The organism is Bradyrhizobium sp. 17 (assembly GCF_023073515.1).
GTDB classification, from domain to species: domain Bacteria; phylum Pseudomonadota; class Alphaproteobacteria; order Rhizobiales; family Xanthobacteraceae; genus Bradyrhizobium; species Bradyrhizobium canariense_D.
The window spans coordinates 137690-161618 of the sequence record NZ_JADPJQ010000105.1 but is presented as its reverse complement, the minus strand read 5'-3'; the positions used below and the strand labels follow the sequence as shown (position 1 = coordinate 161618).

Sequence of the window (23929 nt, the reverse complement as noted above, 5' to 3'; positions counted from 1 at the left end):
AAACAGCCGCACAAATTTCGCGCGCCGCCTGTCAATCCCCGTCTGCCAAAATATTCCACTTTACCGAAATTCGGATTTGGCGTACCTACGACACACCCTGACCCGGGACAAGGGGCGGATCGCGATCGTCACGGACCGCGGGTTGGGCAGCGATAGACGCGACGGCGTCGGGCGCGGCGAGCCTTGCAGGGCGGGAAACCGTGAGCACAGGCTTCGCGCCTACGACACGGCGCCGACAGCGTCTTCGCATGGCTTCGGGTGCGAGCACACGCCAGCTCCCGAAGACCCAGCGAGGACGTGCGCGGACGGCGAAGTCGTGTGGTCCTGACGCCCGGGGTCTGTGCGTCAAGTCCTGTGGTGATGCGTGCTGCCCGACCGGGCGCTTGCATCAGCCATCTGCGGGGCGACGGGGGCAATAGTGCATCGCTCCCCGGGGAGAGCACGAAGTAAGCCGTAAACCACCGCGCAGGGAAGGCCGGGCGATTGGCTGACCTGTGGTCCACCCCGTGTGCATTCTTCTGGCGCACGGACTTGCGGGTGCCAGCCGGCGCCCGGCCTTCCCTGCGCCCTTGTCATGACGAGGGCGATGCGATCAGGCAAAGCTCGGGCGAAATGCGCCGCGAGGATGCGAAGATGCGTCTGCTGTTTGCAAGTCGGATCGAGATTGATCGGAAGATTGTGCGTCCGTGCCCCGGACGCAGCGCAGCATCCCCCGGCAGAGCGAAGCATCGTCCGGTTCGACGGTGCGCTGCAGAGCCGGCGCCCATCTTTCAGAGCGCTCGCTGGGCATGGGTCGCGGCTCTGCGCGGCAACGCGAAGAGGCGTTGCAGCGCGTCCGGGACACGAGCCCGCGTCAATTATCCGCCTCACGGAATCCCCCCACTCCCCGCATGATCGCCCCGCCTCCACCGCACGCCCTCGCAATAGACTTTTCCCGACCCGGGCGGCATCCTGCCGGCATCGACCGATAAAAGAGCGCCACGCAAGCGGGGAAACAGATCATGCTGCAGACACGGTTCACCAAGCTCGTCGGAGTCGAGCACCCGATCGTCCAGGGCGGCATGCAGTGGGTCGGGCGCGCCGAGCTGGTCGCCGCCGTCGCCAATGCCGGCGCGCTCGGCTTCATCACGGCGCTGACCCAGCCGACACCGGAGGACCTCAGGAAGGAGATCGCCCGCTGCCGCGATCTCACCGACAAGCCGTTTGGCGTCAACCTCACCATCCTGCCCGCAATCAAGCCGCCGCCTTATGCCGAATATCGCGCCGCCATCATCGAGAGCGGCATCAAGGTGGTCGAAACCGCCGGCAACAAGCCGCAGGAGCATGTCGACGAGTTCAAGAAGCACGGCGTCAAGGTCGTGCACAAATGCACCAGCGTCCGTCACGGGCTCTCGGCCGAGCGCATGGGCGTCGACGCCATCTCGATCGACGGGTTCGAATGCGCCGGCCATCCCGGCGAGGACGACACCCCCGGCCTGATCCTGATCCCAGCCGCCGCCAACAAGATCAAGATCCCGATGATCGCCTCCGGCGGCTTTGCCGACGCCCGCGGCCTCGTCGCCGCACTGGCGCTCGGCGCCGAAGGCATCAACATGGGCACCCGCTTCATGGCTACCAAAGAGAGCCCCATTCATCAGCTCATCAAGGAGAAGATCGTGGCCAATGACGAGCGCGAGACCGAGCTGATCTTCCGCACCATGCGCAACACCTCCCGCGTCGCCAGGAACGAGATCTCGACCAAGGTCGTCGCGATGGAGAAGGAAGGCGCCAAGTTCGAGGACATCCGCGAACTCGTCGCGGGCGCCCGCGGCAAGATGGTCTACGCGACCGGCAACTCGGACGAAGGCATCTGGTCGGCGGGCCAGGTCCAGGGCCTGATCCAGGACATCCCGACCTGCGTCGAACTGATCTCCCGCATCGTGCGCGAAGCGGAGGCCATCATCCGCAGCCGGCTCGAAGGCATGATCGTTCATCCGACAGCGCAGGCTGCGGAATAATCACTGCAAGAAGTGAGAGCAATTCATGAAGGCTTATGTCTACGGCCCTGGTGGCGCTACGATTTCCGACGTCGCTCAACCAAAGCCTGAAGGCACGCAGGTGCTGGTCCGGGTCCGCGCCTGTGGCCTCAATCGCGCCGACACCGGCATGCGCAAGGGCCACGCCCATGGCGCGGCCGGCGGCGCCGGCACCGTGCTCGGCATGGAATGGGCCGGCGAGGTCGCCGCGCTCGGACCGGATGCCAAGGGCCTCAAGGTCGGCGACCGCATCATGGGCTCGGGCGGCGCGGCGTTTGCCGAATACACGCTGGCCGATCACGGCCGGCTTTTCCACACGCCCTCGAACATGAACTTCGAGGAAGCCGCCACCCTGCCCGTGGCACTCGCGACCATGCACAACGCCGTCGTCACCATCGGCGGCGTGCAGCCCGGGCAAGCCGTGCTGATCCAGGGCGCCAGCTCCGGCGTCGGCCTGATGGCGATGCAGATTGCGAAGCTCAAGGGCGCCAGGCTCGTGATCGGCTCCTCGACCGATGCTTACCGCCGCGGCCGGCTGAAGGAGTATGGCGCCGACTTCGCGGTCAATTCCTCCGACCCCACATGGGTCGACGAGGTGCTGAAGGCGACGAACGGCGAAGGTGTCGACCTCATCGTCGACCAGGTCTCGGGCAAGGTCGCGAGCCAGAACCTCGCGGCGACCAGGGTCAAGGGTCGCATCGTCAATGTCGGCCGGCTCGGCGGCACCCATGCCGATTTCAATTTCGACCTGCACGCGGCCCGCCGCATCGACTATGTCGGCGTCACCTTCCGCACCCGCACCATCGAGGAGATCCGTGAGATCTTCGACGAGGTCAAGAAGGACATTTGGGGCGCGGTCGAGTCGCGAAGACTGCAGCTGCCGATCGACAAGGTGTTTGCCTTCGACGACATCGACAAGGCGTTCGAGCACATGGAGGCCAACAAGCACCTCGGCAAGATCGTCGTGACGGTCTAGCGGTGAATTGCATGGGGGTGCTCAGGCTCGCGATCGCGATGCTGCTGCTCGTTGCCGCCTGCGAGACGCAGGCGGCCGGCATCAGACGGATCAGGATCGAGGCGAACGCAGCCGGACCGTTTATCGCCGGTGCGGTTTGGTACCCCTGCGTTACAGCCGTGCAAGACGCAGGCGAGGGCAGCGTCGCGCTGTCGGGCGTGAAGGACTGTCCCATCGCCGGCGACAGGCTCCCTCTCATCGTGGTCTCGCACGGCCGGACCGGATGGTTCGGCGGCCATCACAATGTCGCAGCCGCCCTGGCTGATGCCGGCTTCGTGGTCGCCGCCATCGATCATCCCAACGACAATGAACGTTATCACACCGGAACAGACAGCCTCGAGGTATTCGCAGGTCGTTCCGGGATATCAAACGGCTCGTCGATTTCATGCTGGCGGACTGGCCGGACGCCGGCCGGATCGACAGCGGGCGCATCGGCCTATTCGGCTTTTCGGTCGGCGGCTATACCGGCCTCGTCGTCATTGGTGGCAATCCCGATTTCCGCAAAGGCCATCCTCGCTGCGCGCGAACCGATCTGCGTGCCCTGCCCGTCTGCTCGCAGCTCGAGAACGGCGAGCTTCCGCGCGAAGCCCCCGCACATGATCCACGCATCAAGGCAGCAGTCATCATCGATCCCTGGCCGGCATTCCTGCTGCCTGCCGATCATCTCTCGGCCGTGACCATACCCATTCAACTGTGGAGCTCGGACCCGATGCATCAGTCCGACGGCGTATCCGGCTGTTGCGCAGCCACGATCAAGGACGAACTGGCATCCAAGCCCGAATGGCATTTCGTCGCGAATGCGAACCACTTCGCATTTCTCGCGGTCTGCTCCCAGAAACTGGCGCTGGACGCCCCCAGGATTTGCGCCGAGCCGCCGGGCTTCGATCGCACGGCCTTCCACAAGGCATTCGAACCCGAGATGATCGCTTTCTTCCGCAGGACCCTAAACCAGTGACACGACCAATCATCTTCGAAACTCGGAAGCATTCGCAACAGCGCGCTCCTGCAACTCACTAGCGTCTACGCCTGTGGATCGTCGCTTGATGTTCACTCGTGGCCTGCTAAATCCCCCGCCATGACAGTCCAACACAACAAGACCTCGGTCGCAGCGATCTCGATCTTCGCGAGCGGCGGCATGGCGGCGGCCAAGTTCGCGGTCGGGATCGCGATCGGCTCGCTGGCGCTGATTTCCGAGGCGCTGCATTCCTCGATCGACCTGGTCGCGACCATCATCACCTGGGCGGTGGTACGGGTGTCCGACAAGCCGGCGGACGAGGAGCATCATTACGGCCACGGCAAGCTCGAAAGCGTCTCGGCACTGGGCGTTACCGCCCTGCTCTACGTGCTCGCCGGCGGCATTCTGGTCGAGTCCTACAGCCGGCTGCGCGAGGGAACCGCGCCACCGACCATTTCGGCCGTGCCGTTCGTGGTGCTGGTGATCGACATCGTCGTCAATCTCTGGCGCGCCCGTGCCCTCCACCGTGCCGCGCGGGAGACCAGGAGCCAGGCGCTCGCCGCCGATGCGCTGCATTTCGCCTCCGACGTGATGGGCTCGTTCGCCGTGATCGTGGGCCTGATCCTCGCCGGCCTCGGCTTCTGGTGGGGTGACGCGGCTGCCGCCGCCGCGGTGGCCGTGATGATCGCCCTGCTCGGCCTGCGCATGGCCGGCTCGACGGTGCAGACACTGGTCGACCGCGCCCCGGAAGGCGCGCATGAGACGGCCACGGCCGCGATCCGCAGCGTGCCGGGTGTGATCGACGTCGAGCGGCTCCGCGTGCGCATGGTCGGAGCAACCACGTTTATCGACACGATCGCAAAGGTGCCGCGGACTTATCCCATCGACCGGGTCGAGGACATCAAGCGCAACGCGCAAGCAGCCGTCGAGAAGGCCTTCGGCGACACCGACCTCACCTTCACCGCAGTCCCTGTGGCGCGCGACAACGAGACCGTGCGCGACCGCATCATGGTCATCGCCCACAATTCGGGCCTCGCCATCCACCACGTCACGGTGCACGATCTCGGCGCCAAGCTGATCGTCAGCATCGACCTCGAGGTCGACGCCGGGATGCAGCTCGACGCCGCCCATGACGTCGCCAACACGCTGGAACGCAACATCCAGGAAGAATTCGGCGCGGACGTCGAGGTCGACGTCCACATCGAGCCGCTGGAACCGGAACTGCCGTTCGGGGTCGATGCGGAGTCGGAACGGGTGCGGGCCATTGCCGCCGCCCTGACTGAATATGCCGCCGGCGGCGAGATCCACGACATCCATAATGTCCGCGTCCGCAACACCGACGCCGGCGAGATCGTCAACTTCCACTGCCGCGCCGAGCCGTCGATGAGCGTCATCAGGGTGCACGAGCATGTCGATGCGATCGAGCGCGCGTTGCGGCGCGCGTTCCCGAGCGTGAAGCGCGTCATCAGTCACGCCGAACCGCCGCGTGCGTGACAGAGAATGTGCGAGGAGTCACACGTTCTCGTTTCGGACTCGCCGCGCACGTAAGTTTGCGGACGCACGACGCACAAACTGCGCGTTGGATAAGAATAAATTCGCGTTAACGATTCGTTGACTCTCGACAGCCCGCGAAATCTGGATTCAAATCGAGCATGATTCGGAAGCGATGTGGGGCTGCTTCCGAACTCAAGTTGCAAGCAGGTTTCCAGGGGGCTTTAGGCATGTCGCGTGCAGACGCCGCGAACGCGTGCGTCCAATCCGATTCGATCAAAGGATTGGCGCAATCGATCGCGAAACCTGCCTATCATCGGCTCCTGATAGCGGAGCCTGCGCTGCGCCGCGCCGTGCCGACGCTCATCATCGCATTCCTGATCACGATCTGCCTCGGCGCGTTCGTGCAGGTCGTCGACCAGACGCGCCAGAAGCGGCTGGTGATCCGCCACGACATCTCGGCGCTCGCCGACCTGCTCGCCGAGCGTATCGACCGCCTCACCTCCGGGCGACAGGAGCGGCTGAAGAACATCGAGAGCCTCCCGGCGTTGCTGCCCGACCTCATTCCAACCTGGGGCACCGCCTCGGGCCGCCACGTCATCGTCACCTCGGCTGGAATCGACCGCCGCATCCTCGCTCGCATCCCGATCGACAGCGATCCCTCGGGCAACGACCGCCTGCTCGACGCAATCACGACGGCGCAACTGCTGGCGGCACCGCCGCGCGACGACAACATCTCCGACATGACGCTGCCGAACGGCAACGCCGCAATGGCGACCGCGCGGCAGATCAAATCGTTGCCCGGCTTCGTGACCGTGATCCAGGAGCGCAACGAGCCGATCTGGGGCTCGGACGCCGCGCTATCGGTGACGCTGTCGGCCACCACCGGCTTCGTGGTCCTGATCCTCGGCTTCGCCTTCCACTGGCAGTCCACCCGTGCCCGCGAGGGCGACCTGATCAACGACGCCGTGCGCGGCCGGATCGACACCGCGCTCAACCGCGGCCGCTGCGGGCTGTGGGACTGGGACCTGTCGCGCGGCCGCATCTTCTGGTCGCAGTCAATGTTTTCAATGCTCGGCCTCGACGGCCGCAACGAGCTCCTCACCTTCGGCGAGGTCAACGCGCTGGTGAAGTCCGACGACATCGACCTGTTCGAGATCGCCGACCAGCTCATCTCCGAGAAGATCGACCACATCGACCAGACCTTCCGCATGCAGCATGTCGACGGCCACTGGATCTGGCTCCGCGTCCGCTGCGAGAAGACCAGCGGCGCGACCGATTCCAGCGTTCACCTGATCGGGATCGCGGTCGACATCACCGAGCAGAAGAGCCTCGCCGAGCGGACCGTGGAAGCCGATTTGCGCCTGCGCGACGCGATCGAGACCATTCCCGAAGCCTTCGTCCTGTGGGACGCGAGCGACCGCCTGGTGCTCTGCAATTCACACTTCCAGCGCCTGCACAAGCTGCCCGACAGCGCCGTCATCCCCGGCACCTCCTACGAGACCGTGCTGGAGGTCGGCCGCATGCCGGAGGTTCGCACCCGGCACAACGAGACTGCGAGCCAGGGCCCCGGCGCGCGGACCTTCGAGGCGCAGCTCGACGACGGCAGCTGGCTGCACATCAGCGAGCGCCGCACCAAGGACGGCGGCTACGTCTCGGTCGGCACCGACATCACCCGCATCAAGGAGCACGAGCAGAAGCTGGTCGACAACGATCTACGCCTGCGCGCCACCGTCATCGACCTTAAGCGCTCGCAGGCAGCCCTGGAGCGCCAGGCGGGCGAACTCGCCGATCTCGCCGAGAAATACCAGCGCGAGAAGACCCGCGCCGAGGAAGCCAACCAGACCAAGTCGAAATTCCTCGCCAATATGAGCCACGAGCTGCGCACGCCGCTGAACGCGATCATCGGCTTTTCCGAAATCATGGGCTCGGGCATGTTCGGCGAGCTCGGCTCGGAGAAGTACCAGGAATACTGCCACGACATCCTGACCAGCGGGCATTACCTGCTCGAAGTCATCAACGACATCCTCGACATGTCCAAGATCGAGGCCGGCCGCATGAAGCTCGACATGGAAGAGCTCGACCTGGCGCAGACGCTGGCGGAATCCCTGCGGGTCGTCACCGGCCGCGCGCAGGACAAGCACCTGACGCTCGACGCCGACATCGCAAAGTCCATCTCCGTCGTCGCCGACCGTCGCGCCACCAAGCAGATCATCGTCAATTTGCTCTCCAACGCCGTGAAGTTCACGCCCGACGGCGGACGCATCGTGGTGCGCAGCCGGCAGCTCGACGACAGGATCGTGCTGATGATCGCCGACACCGGCATCGGCATCGCGCCGCATTCGCTGGCGCGGCTCGGCCGCCCCTTCGAGCAAGTCGAGAGCCAGCTCACCAAGACCTATCACGGCTCGGGACTGGGGTTGGCGATCGCCCGCTCGCTGGCGCAGCTTCATGGCGGCTCGATGCGGCTGCGCTCCAAACTCGAGGTCGGCACCGTCGTGCGCGTCACCCTGCCCCGCAACGCGATCAAGTCGGCGTCCGGAATATCGGCCGCGGCCTGAATTCTACGATTGCAGCGACGGCGCGACTTCTCGCGCGACATTGACCAGCGCCGCGATCAGCGGCGTCATCGGATCACGCTGCGGGATCACCATGCCGATGCTGTAATTGACATCGGGATCGATGATCGGGATCGAGCGCACCGTATCGGACAGGCCGAGCGTCTCGGCGAGCTTGGCCGGCATCACGCTGGCCCAGCGCCCCGTCTTCACATGCGTGAACAGCACCAGCAGCGAATTCGAGGTCAAGGTCGGCGTCGCCTCGGCGCCGACCGAACGTAACGCGCGGTCGATGATGCGGCGGTTCTGCATGTCGGGCGTCAGCAGGCACAGCGGCACCTGTCCGACCTCCCGCCACGTCACCGTCTCGCGATCACCGAACATTCCATCCGGCGCGGTGAGCAGACGATAGCTCTCGCTGTAGAGCGGAATGGTGCGCACCTTGCCGATCGGCTCGTTCTCGATATAGGTCAGGCCTGCATCCACCTCGAGATTCTCGAGCAACCCCAGCACCTCGGATGAGGTGGTGGACTGGATGCGGAAACGCACCTCGGGATGCCTGGCGCGGAACGGCGTCGTCAGCGCAGCGACCATACCGAGCACGGTCGGGATTGCCGCAATTCGGATCTCGCCGGAGAGCTGATGCTTCAGCCCGTTGATCTCGTCACGCATCGCGCGGGCATCGCCCACGATCCGCCGCGCCCAATCCAGCGCCCGCTCGCCTTCCGGCGTAAAACCCTGGAAGCGGGAGCCGCGCTGGACCAGCATCACGCCGAGGATCTCCTCGAGCTGCTTCAGCCCGGTCGACATCGTCGGTTGCGTCACGCCGCACATTTCGGCGGCCCGGCCGAAATGCCGTTCCTTCGCCAGCGCCAGCAATAGTTCAAGCTTGTCGAGCAACCGTTCGTTCCCTCGGATCGTATGGTGGCATGCAAGCTAGCATGCCCTACCCCTTGCGACACGCAAAAACCGCCACGAATGCCTAGCGCTGCATCCAGCGCGTCGCCGCGACGCCCGCGGCGCGGGCTTGGAGCCGAACGTGCGGGAGGCGCTCACCTCGCTGAAGCCGACGACGACGTCCCTTCCAGCAGCGCCCTGAAGACACGGCGCACCTCGCTCTGCGTCTCCTTCACGCGCGCCTCCAGCGAGGAGAAATGCGGCGCATCGCCGGCGCGTGCCATCACGCGCAGAAGGTCGGTGCCGGCGGTCTCCGGCTTGAACCGGTCGCTGACGCAGAGCCGCAGGATCTGCGTCAGGTCGTGATACATCCGCGCCGCGGCCCGCAATATCTCGGTCTCCGATTGCGCGAGCACGCCAAGCCTACATGCATTTTCCAGCACCTGCATGGTGCCGGCGTCGAGAATCTCCGGCTTCTCGTGCGCATGCACGAGCTGGAGATATTGCGCGATGAAATCGATGTCGACCATGCCGCCGGCGGCATATTTGAGATCCCAGCAATCGGCCTCGCCCTTCTCCTGGGCGATCGCGCGCCGCATGTCGGCAACATCGTTGGCGATGATTCCGGGATCGCGGCGGCGGGTCAGGACATCGCGGATGACGCGCTCGATCCGTTCCCGGAATTCGGGCGAAGCGGACACGACGCGCGCGCGCGTCAGCGCCATGTGCTCCCAGGTCCAGGCCTCGTTGGCCTGGTAGTCCGCGAACGAGACGAGGCTCGAGGCCACAGGGCCGGCACGCCCCGAAGGGCGCAGCCGCATGTCGATCTCGTAGAGCACTCCGTAATTGGTGCGCGTCGTGAACGCGCTGATCAGGCGTTGGGTGAAACGCGCGAAGTAATGTGCACCTTGCAGCGACTTCGCACCGTCGGAGTCCGGACTGTCGCCGTCGAAATCGTAAAGCAGGATCAGGTCGAGATCGGACGACGCGGTCATCTCGCGGCTGCCGAGCCGGCCCATCGCGATGATCGCGGTCTCCTGCCCCTTGATCCGGCCATGCTGGGCGGCGAAGCGGTCGGCGACGAGGCCATGCACGGTATGGACGATGCCCTCGGCGACGTCAGCAAAGGCCGTGCTCGCTTGCTGCGCCGAGACCGTGCCCGAGAGAATGCGCGTGCCGATCAGGAACAGGCTCTCCTGCCCGAACAGGCGCAGGCGGTCGAGGAACTCTTCGTAAGAGCCGGCATCCTGCACCGTGCTCGCAAGCCGCCCCGACAATTCCTGCCTGTCGGGCATGGCACCGAAGAAGCGCGGATCGATCAGGCCGTCCATGAGCTGCGGCTGCCGCGCCAGCATCTCGCCGAGTCGGGGCGCCGCGCCCAGCACCAGGGCGACCAGTGCGACGAGATCGCGGTTCTGCCCGAGCAGCGTGATCAGCCGGCCGCCGCGCTGAAGCGCTCCAAGGAAATGGTCGAACGCCACGACGGCCCGATCCGGCTCCTCGGCATGAGCGAGACCGTCGATGAGAGCCGGCACGAATTCGACGAATGCGTTGCGCGTCGCTTCGACGCGGAACACGCGGTACTCGCCGGTGATCCAGTCACGCACGGTCTGCGCGACGGCGGCAGGCTTCTTGAAGCCGAGCGTGGCCAGATACTGAAGCAGCCGCGGATCGTCGGGACCCGCACTGTAGTCGAGCGCCGGCAGCTTGGCCGTGCCGGTCGGATCGTCGCCTTCGAACAGTTTTTCGTAGTGGCCCTGGACGATCTCGAGCTGCCGCAGAAGGTCGCGGGCAAAGGCCTCGCGATCCGGATAGCCGAAGAACCAGGCGAAACGCTCGACCGCCTCCTTGTCCTCGGGCAGCGTGTGGGTCTGCTCGTCTGCGATCATCTGGAGGCGATGCTCGACCCGGCGCAGGAATTGGTAGGCCGTGGTCAGCTCGTCACGCGCCGAAACCGTGATCCAGTTGCTGGAAGCAAGCACGCCGAGCGCGGCGAGCGTCGGCCGCACACGCAGTTCGGGATGTCGCCCCCCGGCGATCAATTGCTGGGTCTGGGCGAAGAACTCGATCTCGCGGATTCCGCCGCGCCCGACCTTCACGTTGTGCCCTTCGACCGCAACCTCGCTCTGGCCGCGATAGGTCTGCATCTGCCGCTTCATGTCGTGAACGTCGGCAAGCGCGGCAAAGTCGAGATGCTTGCGCCAGACGAAGGGCGCGATCTCCGCGAGCAGCGCCGCGCCCGCCCTGGGATCGCCGGCGCAGGCTCGCGCCTTGATCATCGCGGCGCGCTCCCAGGTACGCCCTTCCCGCTCGTAATAGTTCAGCGCGGCGTCGCGCGAAATCGCCACCTGCGTCGAGGATGGATCGGGACGCAGGCGCAGATCGACGCGGAAGACGTAGCCGTCATAAGTGCGCTGCTGGAGAATGCGCGCCATCCCCTGCGTCACCCTCACGAAGAACGGCTGGGGTTCGATATCGGCGGCGAGCGTCGTATTGTCGGGATCGAAGAACACGATGAGATCGATGTCGCTGGAATAGTTCAGCTCGCCTGCGCCCATCTTGCCCATCGCAAGCACGATCAGCCCGCAGCCCTCCTCCGGCGCCTCGGGATTGGGCGGCGAGAGCTTGCCACGTGCGGCTTCCTGCCGCAGGAGGTACTGAAGCGCCGCCCGCACCGAGGACACCGCGACATTGGTGAGCGCTGCGGTCACCCGCATCACCGGCCAGACCCCGCCGATGTCGCACAATGCGATCAGGAGCGCGGCCTCCGCCTTCATGCGGCGAAGCAGCCGCATCACCTCGGCTTCATCGGATGCCGCGAGCACGGCGCCGTTCGCCTCCGCGATCAGCGTGGCGAGATGCGCATCCGGATCGCATTCCAGCAGCCGGATCAGGCGCTGCGGATCAGCGCGCACCAGTTCGAACAGATAAAGCGAAAATTCCGCGATGCCAGCCAGCGTGTCCCGCGCGAAGGGATGAGCCAGCAGCGTTTCAAGACGGGTGAATTGCGCTGGCTCGAGCTCGGCCAGCCAGCTTTCAAAACGTCCTTGGTCGGTGACGGAAGCGGCAATATGGGGAGCCTCCGCGAAGCGTGCGGCAAGTCTCTCACCATGCTTGTCCGCGTTTCCCGGCGCGGAGTGGTTCATGCCACCTTCTGTGGCACATCCGGCATTGGCGGAGCAACCCTGTCGCCCGCGCGCGCCGGCAGCACCAGCGTGGCGACAAGACCGGGCTGGGCGTCACCCAACCTTAACTCACCGCCATGCAATGTCGCGACCGCGGAGGCGAGACTGAGACCGAGGCCGGATCCAGGCAGCGTGCGGCTCGCTTCCAGCCGCACGAATCGTTCCACCACATGCTTGCGGTCGCCTTCGGGGATTCCGGGACCGCGATCGGTGACGCTGAGCAGCACCTGATCGCCCTCGCGCCTCGATTCGATCGTGATCTGCCTGCCCTCCATGCTGACCACGGTTCCCGCGGATTGCGCGACCGGCTTGCCGTATTTGATCGCATTCTCGACAAGATTGGCGAGGGCTTGGCTGATCAACTCGCGGTTGGCGTGAACCGGCGTCGGCTCGCACCTGACCTTCAAAGTCATGCCGTCGTCTTCGGCCAGCGGCTCGTAGAGTTCGTGAATGCCGTTGGCGACATCGGCCGCGTCGAAATCATCCATGTTGCCGCGCGCCTGCCCGGACTCGGCGCGCGCGATCATCAGAAGCGCGTTGAAGGTACGGATCAGCCCGTCGGATTCCTCGATGGTCCGCTCCAGCGCGGCGCGGTAATCGGCCTCGCCGCCGGATTTCGCCAGCGCCTCCTCGGCGCGGTTGCGCAGGCGCGTCAGCGGCGTCTTGAGATCGTGGGCGATGTTGTCGGAGACCTCCTTCAGCCCCGCCATCAGCGCCTCGATCCGCTCCAGCATGGCGTTGAGATTTTCGGCGAGACGGTCGAGCTCGTCGCCGCTGCGCCCTACCGGCAGGCGTTCGCTGAGATCGCCAGTCATGATCCGATGGGCGGTGCCGCTCATCGCATCGATGCGCCTCAAAACCCTGCGCGCCACAAAGATGCCGCCGCCCAGGCCGAGCACAACGACGATCAGGATCGACCATTGCGCGGCCTTCGCCACGATGCCGAACAGCCGTCGCCGCTCGGCCAGATCGCGTCCGATCAGAAGCCGGAAGCCGTTTTCCAGTTCGGTGACGCGGACGAGCGCAAGGTGGTCGCGATCGTCGGCGTCCTCGATACGCCGGTAGGCGGTCTCGGACCAGCCGCGCTTCGCCATCACGCCGGGCGCCAGCGAGCCGACATTACCGGCGATCGCCTGCCCGGTCGGCGTCGTCACGAGATAGAGGTTGGCACCCGGACGCAGCGCCCGGTACTCGATCGCGAGCACGAGAGCGCGCAAGCCGCGGCGGCCGTAGATCTCGCTGATCTCCGAGGTCTCGGCATTGACTGTCTGCGTGATCTCCTCGGTGATCAGCCGCCGCGTATTCCAGGCGAAATAGGCCAGCAGCGAGGCCGCGAACATCGCGAACAACAGCAAATAGACCAGCGTCAGCCGGAATGCCGTGGTGCGGACGAGTTTACCGAATGCCGTCACGGATCATGTATCCCGCGCCGCGGATCGTGTGCAGCAGCGGCCGCTCAAAACCCTTGTCGATCTTGGAGCGCAGCCGCGAAATGTGCACGTCGATGACGTTGGTCTGCGGATCGAAATGATAGTCCCAGACGTTCTCCAGCAGCATGGTGCGGGTCACCACCTGGCCCGCATGCTTCATGAGGTATTCGAGCAGGCGGAATTCGCGCGGCTGGAGCGTCAGCTCGTCCTTGCCGCGCGCGACGCGATGGGAGAGCCGGTCGAGCTCGAGATCGCCGACGCGGTACAGCGTGTCCTCGGCCGGACCGCCGCGGCGGCGCGACAGCACCTCGACCCGGGCCAACAGCTCGGCGAAGGAATAGGGTTTCGGCAGATAATCGTCGCCGCCAGCGCGCAGGCCCTTGATGCGGTCGTCGACCTGGCCGAGCGCGGAGAGAATCAGCACTGGCGTCGAATCGTCCTTGTCGCGGAGCGCGCCGATCACCGACAGGCCGTCGCGCTTGGGCAGCATGCGGTCGACCACCAGCACGTCGTAATCGCCGTTCTCGGCCATGGCAAGGCCTTCCTCGCCGTCGGCGGCGTGGTCGGCAATGTGCCCGACCTCACGAAAAGCCTTCACGAGGTAGTCGGCGGATTCGCGGTCGTCTTCGATGATGAGGAGGCGCATCGTGCGTTCGGCAACGGTCAAGGGAGTGAACCTTCTCTAAACATGGCGCGAGCGGCAATCGCATGCAAGCCGAGTGAGAGACTCTGGCATCGAGAAAAAGGCGGGCGGTGAAGCTGGGGGGACTTCACCGCCCTAGGCCTTCCGACGGAGGGGGGCGTATTCCACCGGAAGGTAGATAGGGGAAGCAAACGTTGCGCTGCTCCCCCGAAGGGCGCCGTCGGCGGGGGCGACTGATGCCGGCGACACCCTTCATCTCGGAGGCCTCCTGAGGCCGAGCCCTTGGTTAGCCCTTCGCGATGGGCACGGCGACGAAGCGCGACTGACCGCCGCTCTTCACCCGCATCAGGACGCTGTTCTTGTTGTCAGTCCGCGCCGTGTTGATGGCGTCGCGAACTTCGCCGGCGGTGCTCACGCTCTTGCCGCCGACTTCGAGAATCACGTCACCTTCCTTGAAGCCGCGTTCGGCTGCGGCGCTCTTCGGATCGACTTCGGTGACCACGACGCCTTCCTTGCCGGCGCCGGCCACGGAATCGGCGGGCGCGACGGTCATGCCGAGCTTGGGCACGTCGGTGCCGCGGCTCGCGCCCTTGCCGCTGTCCTTGTCGATGTCGGCCTTGGCTTCGATCGTGTTCGGCAGCTGGCCGAGGGTGAGGTTCACCACCTTGTCCTGGCCCTTGTGCAGCACGTTGAGCTTCACGGTCGCGCCGGGCGCCAGGCCGCCAATGGTGCGGGCGAGCTCGCGCGCGTCCTTGACCGATTCGCCGTTGACCGACGTGATCACGTCACCGGACTCGATGCCGGCCTTGGCCGCCGGACCATTCGCCTGCGGCTCCGCAACCAGCGCACCTTCGGCCTTCTTCATGCCGAGGCTGTCTGCGATGTCGGGTGTCACCGGCTGGATCTGCACGCCGATCCAGCCGCGGCTGACCGAGCCCTTGTCCTTGAGCTGCGCCACCACGCTCTTCACGGTGCTGGCGGGGATCGAGAACGCGATGCCGACGCTGCCGCCGGAAGGCGAGTAGATCGCGGTGTTGACGCCCATCACCTCACCATTGGTGTCGAACGCGGGACCGCCGGAATTGCCCTTGTTCACGGGGGCGTCGATCTGGATGAAATCGTCGTAGGGGCCGTTGCCGATGTCGCGGCCGCTGGCCGAAACGATGCCGGCAGTCACGGTGCCGCCGAGGCCGAACGGGTTGCCCACCGCGAGCACCCAGTCGCCGATCCGCGGCTTGCCGTCGGCAAGCTTCGCGAACGGGAAGTTCGAGCTGCCCTCGACCTTGATCAAGGCAAGGTCGGTGCGCTGGTCGGTACCGATCACCTTGGCGGTGTAGGTCTTGCCGTCGTCGGTGGTGACCTCGACCTTGTCGGCGCCGTCGACCACGTGGTTGTTGGTCACGGCAAAGCCGTCAGCCGAGATGAAGAAGCCGGAGCCCTGGCCCTGCACGACGCGGCCACGACCGCCACCACCCTTTAGGCCAGGGATACCATCCGGACCGCCGAAGCGGCGGAAGAACCGCTCCATCGGCGAGCCCGGCTGGAACGGCGAGGAGGAATCATCGCCGTCATCGTTGCTCGCGGTCTTCTCCTTCATGTTGACCTTCACCGAGATGACCGACGGTTTCACGCGCTCGACAATGTCGGCAAAGCCGATCGGGCGTTCGACCTTGCGGACCTCGTTGTTGACCTGTGCATGTGCCGGGCTCGAGAACAGGTCGGCGGGCGAGGTTGACGTGCCGAAGCCGTAGACGGCGGCGCCGAGGCCGGCGACGACCGAGGCCATCAGCGCGATCTTGCGGGCCGAGAAAACGGGCCGGCGGGGCTGCCGGTAGGACGGAAGGTTCGAGAGGTCGGAACGGTCGGTCATGCAGAGATCTCCAGGGCCTTGAAATCCATTTGGCGCCTGACGGCGGCACCTTACGGACCTGAAGATGGGGGCTGTCGCCTTACCGTGCGCTGGCGGCGGGGTTAAACTTTTGTAATGAACCGGACATGCGGATGCGGCAGTTTATCGCGGCCAAAACTAGTGAACCTGCAGGAACTTAACCAAGTTCCAGGACCCCCCGCGCAGTGCCGGCTTGATGCGCGCAGCAACGTAGCTAGCTGGATTTGGCTTCATCCGCCATCAATGCGGCGAGCCGCGCTTCCTCGTCGGGCGTGAGCGGCGGAGCCGGTAGGTCTGCACCATTTCGCGCGCGCCGGCGGATTTGCAGCCATAGCGCCAGGCTGCCGCCAATCAGCAGCAACGGCGCGAGCAGCCACAGCAGCATGTTCTGGCGCTCGAAGCGCGGCTTGAGCAGCACGAACTCGCCGTAGCGCGCGACCAGGAAATCGAGCACTTGCGAATTGCTGTCGCCGGCCGCGATACGCTCGCGCACCAGGAGCCGCAAATCGCGCGCCAGCGGCGCATCGGAATCGTCGATCGACTGGTTCTGGCAGACCATGCAGCGCAGCTCACGCGACAGATCGCGTGCACGCGACTCCTTCACCGGATCCGACATGATCTCGTCCGGCTGCACGGCATGCGCCGCAGGCAAGGCCAGCAGCATCAGCGCGATGAACGCGACCATCATTCGGCGCATCAGATCACTCCGCCGGCTGCAGGCGCTGCTTGGCACGCGCCGGTTTCGGCGCGCCGACTCGCAGGCGCCGGTCCGACAGCGATAGCACGCCGCCGAACGCCATCAGCACCGGTCCCCACCAGATCAGCAGCACCAGCGGCTTGTGATAGATGCGCACGGCAATGGCGCCTTCGGCAGTGGCGTCGCCGAGCGAGATGTAGAGCTGGCTGGCGCCGCGCGTCAGCAGCGCGGCCTCGGTGGTCGAGGAGCCGCGGGTGGTGAAGCTGCGCTTGGACGGCGTCATCACGCTGAGCATCTCGCCGTCGTGGCTGACGTTGAATTCGGCGATCATCTCGTGGAAGTTCGGTCCCTGGCGCTGAAACAGGCCGTCCAGCTTGACGTCATAGCCGGCGACATGGGCGACGTCGTTCTGCTTCATCGTCGCGATATATTCGCTGTTCCAGGTGGTCTCGCAGACGATTCCGATCAGCGCAACGCCGAGGCCGGCATGCGCAAATACCGAGCCCCAGGCCGAGCGCGGCAGACCGCGGGCACGATGCAGCGTCGTCGCGAACGGCAGCCGGAACAAGCCGGTTCGTTCGGCCAGATCCGTGACGGCGCCGGCAATGACGAAGACGCCAAGTCCGATTGCCAATGGCGCGAGCGCGCTGCCGCCGCGCACCCAGCCCCAGACCATCGCGACGGCGATAAGCCCGGCAACGCCGGCCGCCAGCAGGCGTTGGGTGACGCCTAGCAGATCGCCGCGTTTCCACGCCAGCATCGGCCCGAACGGCACGGCGAGCAGCAATAGCGTGAACAGCGGAGCGAAGGTGAGATTGTAGAACGGCGCGCCGACCGACATCTTGAAATCGGCGAGCATCTCCATCGCCAGCGGATAGAGCGTGCCGAACAGCACCACCGCGCAGGCCACAGTGAGCAGCAGATTGTTCAGCACCAGCGCACCCTCGCGCGAGATCGGTGCAAACAGGCCGCCCTGCTTCAACGACGTCGCGCGCCCCGCGAACAGCGACAGGCTGCCCCCGATGAACAGGCAGAGAATCAGGAGAATGAACACCCCGCGGGTTGGATCGGTCGCGAAGGCATGCACCGAGGTGATGACCCCCGAGCGCACCAGGAAGGTCCCAAGCAGCGATAGCGAGAAGGTCAAGATCGACAAGAGGATGGTCCAGACCTTCAGCGCGTTGCGCTTCTCCATCACCAGAGCCGAATGAAGCAGCGCGGTGCCGGCAAGCCAAGGCATCAGCGAGGCGTTCTCGACCGGGTCCCAGAACCACCAGCCGCCCCAACCCAGTTCGTAATAGGCCCAGTACGAGCCCATGGCGATACCGAGCGTCAGGAAGATCCAGGCGACCAGCGTCCACGGCCGCACCCAACGCGCCCAGGCGGCATCGATCCGCCCCTCCAGCAACGCCGCGATCGCGAAGGAAAACGAAATTGAGAAGCCGACATAGCCGAGATAGAGCATCGGCGGATGCACGGCGAGACCGATGTCCTGAAGCACCGGATTGAGATCGCGTCCCTCGATCGGCGGGTTGGTGATGCGCAGGAACGGGTTGGAGGTCACCAGGATGAAGAGATAGAAGGCGCTGGCGATCCACGCCTGTACGGCCAGCACGTGCGCGCGCAGCGACAGCGGCAGATTGTTGCCGAAGGCCGCGAGCAATCCGCCGAACAGCGCGAGGATCGACACCCACAAGAGCATCGAGCCTTCATGGTTTCCCCACACGCCAGTGATCTTGTAGAGCAGCGGCTTCATGGAGTGGGAATTCTCGTAGACGTTGACGACGGAGAAGTCCGACTCCACGTGCAGCATCACAAGCGCGATGAACGACGCACCGACGAACAGAAGCTGCGCCAGCGCAGTGGAGCGCGCCACATTCATCAGCGCGTCATCGCGCAGCCGCGCGCCGATCAGGGGCACGATGGACTGGATCAGTGCCAGTCCGAGCGCCAGCACCAGCGCGTAATGTCCTGACTCCGCGATCACCGAACTGCTCCCTGCGGATTGCCCTGCGCGGTCGTGGCCGCGGGCTTGACGCCGTCGGAAGCTTTGGCGCCGTAATCATCCTTCCAGTGCCCCTGCTTCTTCAGGGCATCGGCGACGTCCTTTGGCATGTAGGTCTCGTCGTGCTTGGCGAGCACGGTGTCGGCCTTGAACACGCCGTCAGCATCGAGCGCGCCTTCGGCGACGACGCCCTGCCCTTCGCGGAACAGATCGGGCAAAATGCCCTTGAAGGCGACCGGAAGCTTTGCGCCGCCGTCGGCGACCTCGAAGGTCACAGCGAGATTGTCGCCGCGCTGGAGCGAGCCGGGCTGCACCAGGCCGCCGAGGCGAAACCGCTTGCCGGGCGCAACGTGCTTCTCGGCGACCATGGTCGGCGTCGAGAAGAACACGATGGAATCGCGCAGAGCGTTGAGCACCAGCGCGGCCGCGAGGGCGAGCACGGCAAGCGAGCCGCCGATGATGGTCATACGTCGCTGCTTGCGCGTCATGGCGTATCCATTCCCTGCCCGTCTCGTCCTGACATCATCATCCGTCGAGCCCGAGTGTCTTGAGGCCTTCATCAAGCTGGCGCAACCGTGCTGCATCGTTGGCAACCGCCTGGCGGGCATCGGTCGATGCCCCCACCGCCTTGTCGCGATCACCCATGACGAGATAGGCGCGCACCAGGCGCAGCCAACCCTCGACGTCGTCGCCGTTCTGCTTGAGGCGCGTGGCGAGCCGTTCGACCATGCCGCGAACCATCGCGTTGCGATCGACCTCTTTCATGTCCTTGGAAGCTGCGAGGGTCTCATCCGACAGCGCCGGCATCGTCGCGCCACCGCCACCGACCCGCGCGAGCGAGGTCTGCACCAGAGGTCGCCACGGCGCATCCGCCGGCGCTTTCGCCAGCAGCGCGCGCCAGATATTGGCGGCATCGGCCTTGCGGCCGTCCTGCTCGGCGGCGAGACCGAGAAAATAGTTCGCCTTGGGGTCGTCGGCGCTGAGCGCGCGCGCGCGCTCGAACTCGGTCTTGGCTTCGGCGGTCACGACGCCGCCGGCGGCGGCCGAGATCGCTTCGCCGAGATCGGACCGGCGCTCCGCGCTCTCGCCATTGTAGGTGAGCGAGTTGCGATAGGCGCGCACGGCGTCGTCGAAGCGACCGAGCCGTTCCAGCACGGGCGCGATCACGTTCCAGCCGCGCCCGTCGGTCGGATTCTTTTCCAGATGTTGCTCGACCTGTACGACCAGATTCTCGAGCGACTGCGCCATGCCGGACCCGGATCCGCGCTCCCGCTGCGCCAGTGGAAAGTCCTGAAGCCTGGGCGAGCCGAGCGGCACATAGACACCAATCGCAACCAGCGGCAGGCCGGCAAGCGCCAGCACGGCCGCCGCGCGGCGCCATTTGAGGCTGGATTTCGGTGCCGTTGCGGGCTCGCTGCCGGCCGCGGCAAGCAGCCTGCGGCTGACCTCGACGCGCGCGGCCTCGGCTTCGGGCGCGGCGATCAGCCCTGCGGCAAGATCACGCTCGATCTCGGCGAGTTGGTCCTTGTAGACCGCGACCTCGCTGCCCTGATTTTGCGCGCGTCCGCTACGGCCGAGCGGCAAAAGCACGGCGAAGATCGCCGCGACCGTCATCAGCGCGAACACGAACCATAGCATCATCTGGCAAGCTTCCGGCAGCGCGCAAGCCGCGCCCACAGGTCGCTTTACACCACGGCCGGACGATGCGGCAATTGACAATTGTCAATTCGGCGCGACCGCGCACAGTCCCGAAATGGTGAAAATCCAACGGCTTAGCCGATCTCGAAGTCCGCGCTTTGAGCGGCGTCCTCGCCATGCCCGTTGAAGGCCTTCAGGAAATATGTTCCCGGCTCGATAGCGTCGGGCAATCTGATGCGCAACGCCCCGACGGGAACGGGTGATGCAACCCTGGTGACGGTCTCAGGAAGCTGCCGACCGCTTGCCTTCTCGACCAGCACCACCTTCGCGCCGACCATCAGCCTTTGATATTTGGCAACAACGACGCGATTCTCGATTTCGATGGAACTGATAACGGATTTCATGCGCCCACGGATAGAAATATAAAAAACCTGCACGGCGACCGTAGGGCCAGCCACCGACACCGTCAACCTGAAATTGTGACTGCTGAAATATGCGCCTGGATCAGCTAGCGCGCGACGATTTGCGCTCGCCCGTGGCCGCGTTCTCCGCGGCGCGGCTCATCAGCGAGGCATAATCATCGCCGAACAGCACCTGGCAGAAGCGGATCGCGGCCTGCACCTGCTGCTGCCGATAGGTGCGGACCTTGTGATCGGCGCCGCGCAGCGACTGCACCAGCTGCTCAGTCGAACGCTCGACATATTGCTGGAGGTCGGAATAGGTGCGCAGTGTCACCTCGTTGATCGCAAGCTCGCTCGCATAATTGCGGCAGGTGGCGACGAAATCGATCAGCGCGACGGTTTCCTCGACCTCGGTGCTGTCGATCCGCGCGCCCGGCGGAATGTCCTTCTCGGCGCGCTGGCGCAGGATGCGGCGGACGCGGCCGGGAACACTGTCGATCTCGGATTGCAGCGCGTTAGAGATGTCGGCCCGGATCGAGGTCAACTGCTTGCCCCAGGCAGAATCGTTGCGCAGGTCGAGCTCGGTACGCAGGCCTCGCACGCCGTCGTGCAGCGTCTTGAGATTGGCGGCGACATTGTCGAAATGGCCGCGCTTGATGTCCATGCGCAGGATGGCCGCCACGCAGGACAGATCATGCAGCGCGATCGTGACGGCGACGCCATAGGGCGTTGCCGCAACACGGATCTCGTCGTCGGATGCGGCAATCTTGATGGCGAGGCGGATGATCTGCCACGGCGCGGTCATCCGCTGCACGACGATGGAGAGCGCGAAGGGCAGCATCTGCGGGGTCTGGAGGACGGGAATGTTGAGCGCTGCAGTCACCGATGCGATCTGGGCATCGCCGAAGGCGCGCAAAGAGCGCGGCAGCTTCTCGTTCAAGGTGGCAATGGCGTCGCGGACCGCGAGCACCGCCCCGCTCGAATAGAAGTCCTCGATCACGTTGGGCGGACCAACGCGGGCGAGCGCACGCGACTTGTCGCCCCCGCCCGGCCCCGTCAGCTCGAAGATGGCATCCGCAGCGACCGCCTGGAGCTTCGAGGTCAGCGCTTCGACCTGGCCTGCGCTGTCGGCCGGCGTGCGCGCCAGCGCCGCCTCGAGTTCCTTCAGCTTGTCCGGAGCACCGTCGCGGCCGAGCCATTGCCAGATCGGAGCCAGCGAGGAGCGGCGGACCTGCCCGACCCGGATCGGAGCGCCTGCTTCGACGAGGAATGGTTCCAGCACCTGGAACAGCAGCCGCGACAGATCGTCCGTACGCGGCGGTGCGGCCTCGTCGGCTTCCGTCTTGCGGACAATCTTGCGCAGCTGGTCGAGCACGAGGGTTGCCACGGCCGTGTCCTGGCCGCGCTCGAGCGCACGCTCGAACTCTCGCATCAGCAGCGCCTGCGCCTGCGGCGGGAGCTGCGCGAGATAGTCCCTCAGCCGCTCGATCGATGTCTGGCTCATGCGCCCGGGTAATGAACGGTAAATGGCGGACGTGGGATCCGTCCTCCTCGATCATAGGTGGGGCCACTTAAGAAGCCGTTTAGGAAGTCGCTCCGAATACCCCTGGTTTCGTCCGGATCGGGGTGCCGCAAGCCAAATAGTCGCGTCGGAACAAGGGATTATATTCCGGGGAGGACCAGCTCCGCCCGCAGGCCCCCCGTCGGTGCGCGGCCGAGGGAGAGGCTGCCGCCATAGAGCGCAGCGAGCTCGGTCACGATCGACAGTCCCAGGCCCGATCCGGGCTTGGACTCGTCGAGCCGCTGGCCGCGCCGTGAGACCTGGGTGCGCTCGGCCTCCGACAGGCCGCGGCCGTCATCGTCGACGATGATATGCAGCCGCGGACCGATGCTCGCCTGCTGCGGCGCTTCCGCCAGAACTTCGATGAAGACCCGCGACGCCGCCCATTTGCAGGCGTTGTCGACGAGGTTGCCGACCATCTCCTCCAGATCCTGCCGCTCGCCGCGAAATTTCGCCGACGGATCGGCCTCGGCCTCGACCACGATGCCGCGGCCGCGGTGGATCTTCTCCATGGTCCGCCGCAGTGCCTCGATGGCCGGTGCCACCTCCGTCACCGTCGCAACGACCGAGACCCGCGCCGCGATGCGCGCGCGCTCGAGATGATGGGCGACCTGGTCGCGCATCACGTCGGCCTGCTCCATCACCTTGGCCGCGAACGGATCGGTGGCATGCGCGCCGGCCTCGTTCACGATGACCGAGAGCGGCGTCTTGATGGCGTGGGCGAGATTGCCGACATGGGTGCGCGCGCGCTCCACGATCTCGCGATTGGCGTCGATCAGCGCGTTGGTCTCGCGCGCCAGCGGTGCGATCTCGACCGGGAACTCGCCCTCGAGCCGCTCCGCCCGCCCGGACCGGATGTCGGCGATGGATTCGGAGATGCGCTTGAGCGGCGCGAGACCGAAGCGGACCTGAAACACGGTGGTCAGCAGCAACACGATACCGAGCGCGGTGAAGGTGCCGCCGAGGTAGTAATCGAAACTGCGCGTCTCGTCGAAAATCTCGGTGTCGTCACCGGCGACACTGACGAGAAATTTGCCGTCCGCGCCGAGATCGACCGGCCGCTCCACCATGCGCAGGTTCTGTCCCTCTGGACCGTCGACATAAGCGATCCGGATGCCCGCGGCTGTGAGCTCGGTGCCCTGCTCTTCAAGCTTTGGCAGCTTCTTGTCCCAGAGCGAGCGCGAGGAGCGCACCTCCGGCTTTTCGGTGTCGGTCCGCGTGATCTGCCAGTACCAGCCGGACAACGGCAATTCGAACAAGGGCTCGCCGAGCGACTGGAACTGGCGGTCCGGCGGCTCGTCGGGGGTGGCGACCTCGGCGATCAGCGTGCGGAGATAGAGATTGAGCCGGCGGTCGAAGGCGCGCTCGGTGGCGTTCTTGTAGACCGACGACAGCACCACGCCGGTGATGGCCAGGATCACGACGAGCCACGCGGTCGCCGACAGAAACAGGCGGTTCGCAAGCGAGCTGGCGGGCATCGGAATGATCCCGGAGGCGCGGGGTGGCATGGCGTCGGAACTCATGACCCGAACAAGGCCCCTGCTGCGCCG

General features: G+C 65.5%; 17 protein-coding genes. 5 read left to right on the top strand and 12 right to left on the bottom strand.

Annotation, left to right across the window (positions count from 1 at the left end; genetic code table 11):
* Positions 1-1001: 1001 nt before the first annotated feature.
* The 5 genes from IVB13_RS19715 (at position 1002) to IVB13_RS19695 (ending at position 8037) form a co-directional block, all read left to right on the top strand.
* Positions 1002-1997 carry a nitronate monooxygenase family protein gene (locus IVB13_RS19715; RefSeq protein ID WP_247370872.1) on the top strand — a complete coding sequence of 332 codons (996 nt, stop codon included), beginning with the start codon at positions 1002-1004 and terminating at the stop codon, positions 1995-1997.
* Positions 1998-2022: 25 nt separating this feature from the next.
* Positions 2023-2991 carry a zinc-binding dehydrogenase gene (locus IVB13_RS19710; protein WP_247370875.1) on the top strand — a complete coding sequence of 323 codons (969 nt, stop codon included), beginning with the start codon at positions 2023-2025 and terminating at the stop codon, positions 2989-2991.
* A 424-nt stretch (positions 2992-3415) separates the two neighbouring features.
* Positions 3416-3985: a hypothetical protein gene (locus IVB13_RS19705; RefSeq protein WP_240544104.1), complete on the top strand. Its 570-nt coding sequence runs from the start codon at positions 3416-3418 to the stop codon at positions 3983-3985.
* 120 nt (positions 3986-4105) lie between these two features.
* A complete protein-coding gene (locus IVB13_RS19700; protein ID WP_085352309.1) occupies positions 4106-5479 on the top strand; it encodes a cation-efflux pump in 1374 nt (457 codons plus the stop codon).
* A gap of 227 nt (positions 5480-5706) precedes the next feature.
* The gene (locus IVB13_RS19695) at positions 5707-8037 is read left to right on the top strand and encodes a PAS domain-containing sensor histidine kinase (protein WP_018458565.1); all 2331 of its coding nucleotides are present in this window, start codon (positions 5707-5709) and stop codon (positions 8035-8037) included.
* 3 nt (positions 8038-8040) lie between these two features.
* Here IVB13_RS19695 and IVB13_RS19690 read toward each other — a convergent pair whose 3' ends face one another.
* From IVB13_RS19690 to IVB13_RS19635, 12 genes are all read right to left on the bottom strand, one after another.
* The gene (locus IVB13_RS19690) at positions 8041-8934 is read right to left on the bottom strand and encodes a LysR family transcriptional regulator (protein ID WP_018458564.1); all 894 of its coding nucleotides are present in this window, start codon (positions 8932-8934) and stop codon (positions 8041-8043) included.
* A gap of 152 nt (positions 8935-9086) precedes the next feature.
* On the bottom strand, positions 9087-12077 hold the full coding sequence (locus IVB13_RS19685) for a bifunctional [glutamine synthetase] adenylyltransferase/[glutamine synthetase]-adenylyl-L-tyrosine phosphorylase (RefSeq protein ID WP_247490106.1): 2991 nt from the start codon (positions 12075-12077) through the stop codon (positions 9087-9089).
* Positions 12074-13528: an ATP-binding protein gene (locus IVB13_RS19680; RefSeq protein ID WP_247394488.1), complete on the bottom strand. Its 1455-nt coding sequence runs from the start codon at positions 13526-13528 to the stop codon at positions 12074-12076. The genes IVB13_RS19685 and IVB13_RS19680 overlap by 4 nt, the downstream gene beginning before the upstream one ends.
* Positions 13512-14192 (bottom strand): response regulator transcription factor, encoded by a 681-nt coding sequence (locus IVB13_RS19675; protein WP_035969420.1) that lies wholly within the window; start codon positions 14190-14192, stop codon positions 13512-13514. The genes IVB13_RS19680 and IVB13_RS19675 overlap by 17 nt, the downstream gene beginning before the upstream one ends.
* Before the next feature lie 283 nt (positions 14193-14475).
* On the bottom strand, positions 14476-16059 hold the full coding sequence (locus IVB13_RS19670; protein WP_247490104.1) for a Do family serine endopeptidase: 1584 nt from the start codon (positions 16057-16059) through the stop codon (positions 14476-14478).
* Positions 16060-16291: 232 nt separating this feature from the next.
* Positions 16292-16774, bottom strand: coding sequence for a cytochrome c-type biogenesis protein (locus IVB13_RS19665; RefSeq protein ID WP_026233610.1), 483 nt, complete (start codon positions 16772-16774; stop codon positions 16292-16294).
* A 4-nt stretch (positions 16775-16778) separates the two neighbouring features.
* Positions 16779-18761 carry a heme lyase CcmF/NrfE family subunit gene (locus IVB13_RS19660; RefSeq protein WP_247490102.1) on the bottom strand — a complete coding sequence of 661 codons (1983 nt, stop codon included), beginning with the start codon at positions 18759-18761 and terminating at the stop codon, positions 16779-16781.
* Positions 18758-19267 carry a cytochrome c maturation protein CcmE gene (gene ccmE, locus IVB13_RS19655; protein ID WP_026233609.1) on the bottom strand — a complete coding sequence of 170 codons (510 nt, stop codon included), beginning with the start codon at positions 19265-19267 and terminating at the stop codon, positions 18758-18760. Before ccmE ends, IVB13_RS19660 begins: the two co-directional genes overlap by 4 nt.
* Positions 19268-19304: 37 nt before the next feature.
* Positions 19305-20420, bottom strand: coding sequence for a c-type cytochrome biogenesis protein CcmI (gene ccmI / locus IVB13_RS19650; RefSeq protein WP_026233608.1), 1116 nt, complete (start codon positions 20418-20420; stop codon positions 19305-19307).
* Between the two features lie 131 nt (positions 20421-20551).
* Positions 20552-20821: a hypothetical protein gene (locus IVB13_RS19645; protein WP_007593394.1), complete on the bottom strand. Its 270-nt coding sequence runs from the start codon at positions 20819-20821 to the stop codon at positions 20552-20554.
* Positions 20822-20921: 100 nt separating this feature from the next.
* Positions 20922-22322 carry a hypothetical protein gene (locus IVB13_RS19640; protein WP_018458556.1) on the bottom strand — a complete coding sequence of 467 codons (1401 nt, stop codon included), beginning with the start codon at positions 22320-22322 and terminating at the stop codon, positions 20922-20924.
* A 158-nt stretch (positions 22323-22480) separates the two neighbouring features.
* A complete protein-coding gene (locus tag IVB13_RS19635; RefSeq protein ID WP_018458555.1) occupies positions 22481-23857 on the bottom strand; it encodes a sensor histidine kinase in 1377 nt (458 codons plus the stop codon).
* Positions 23858-23929: the final 72 nt, after the last annotated feature.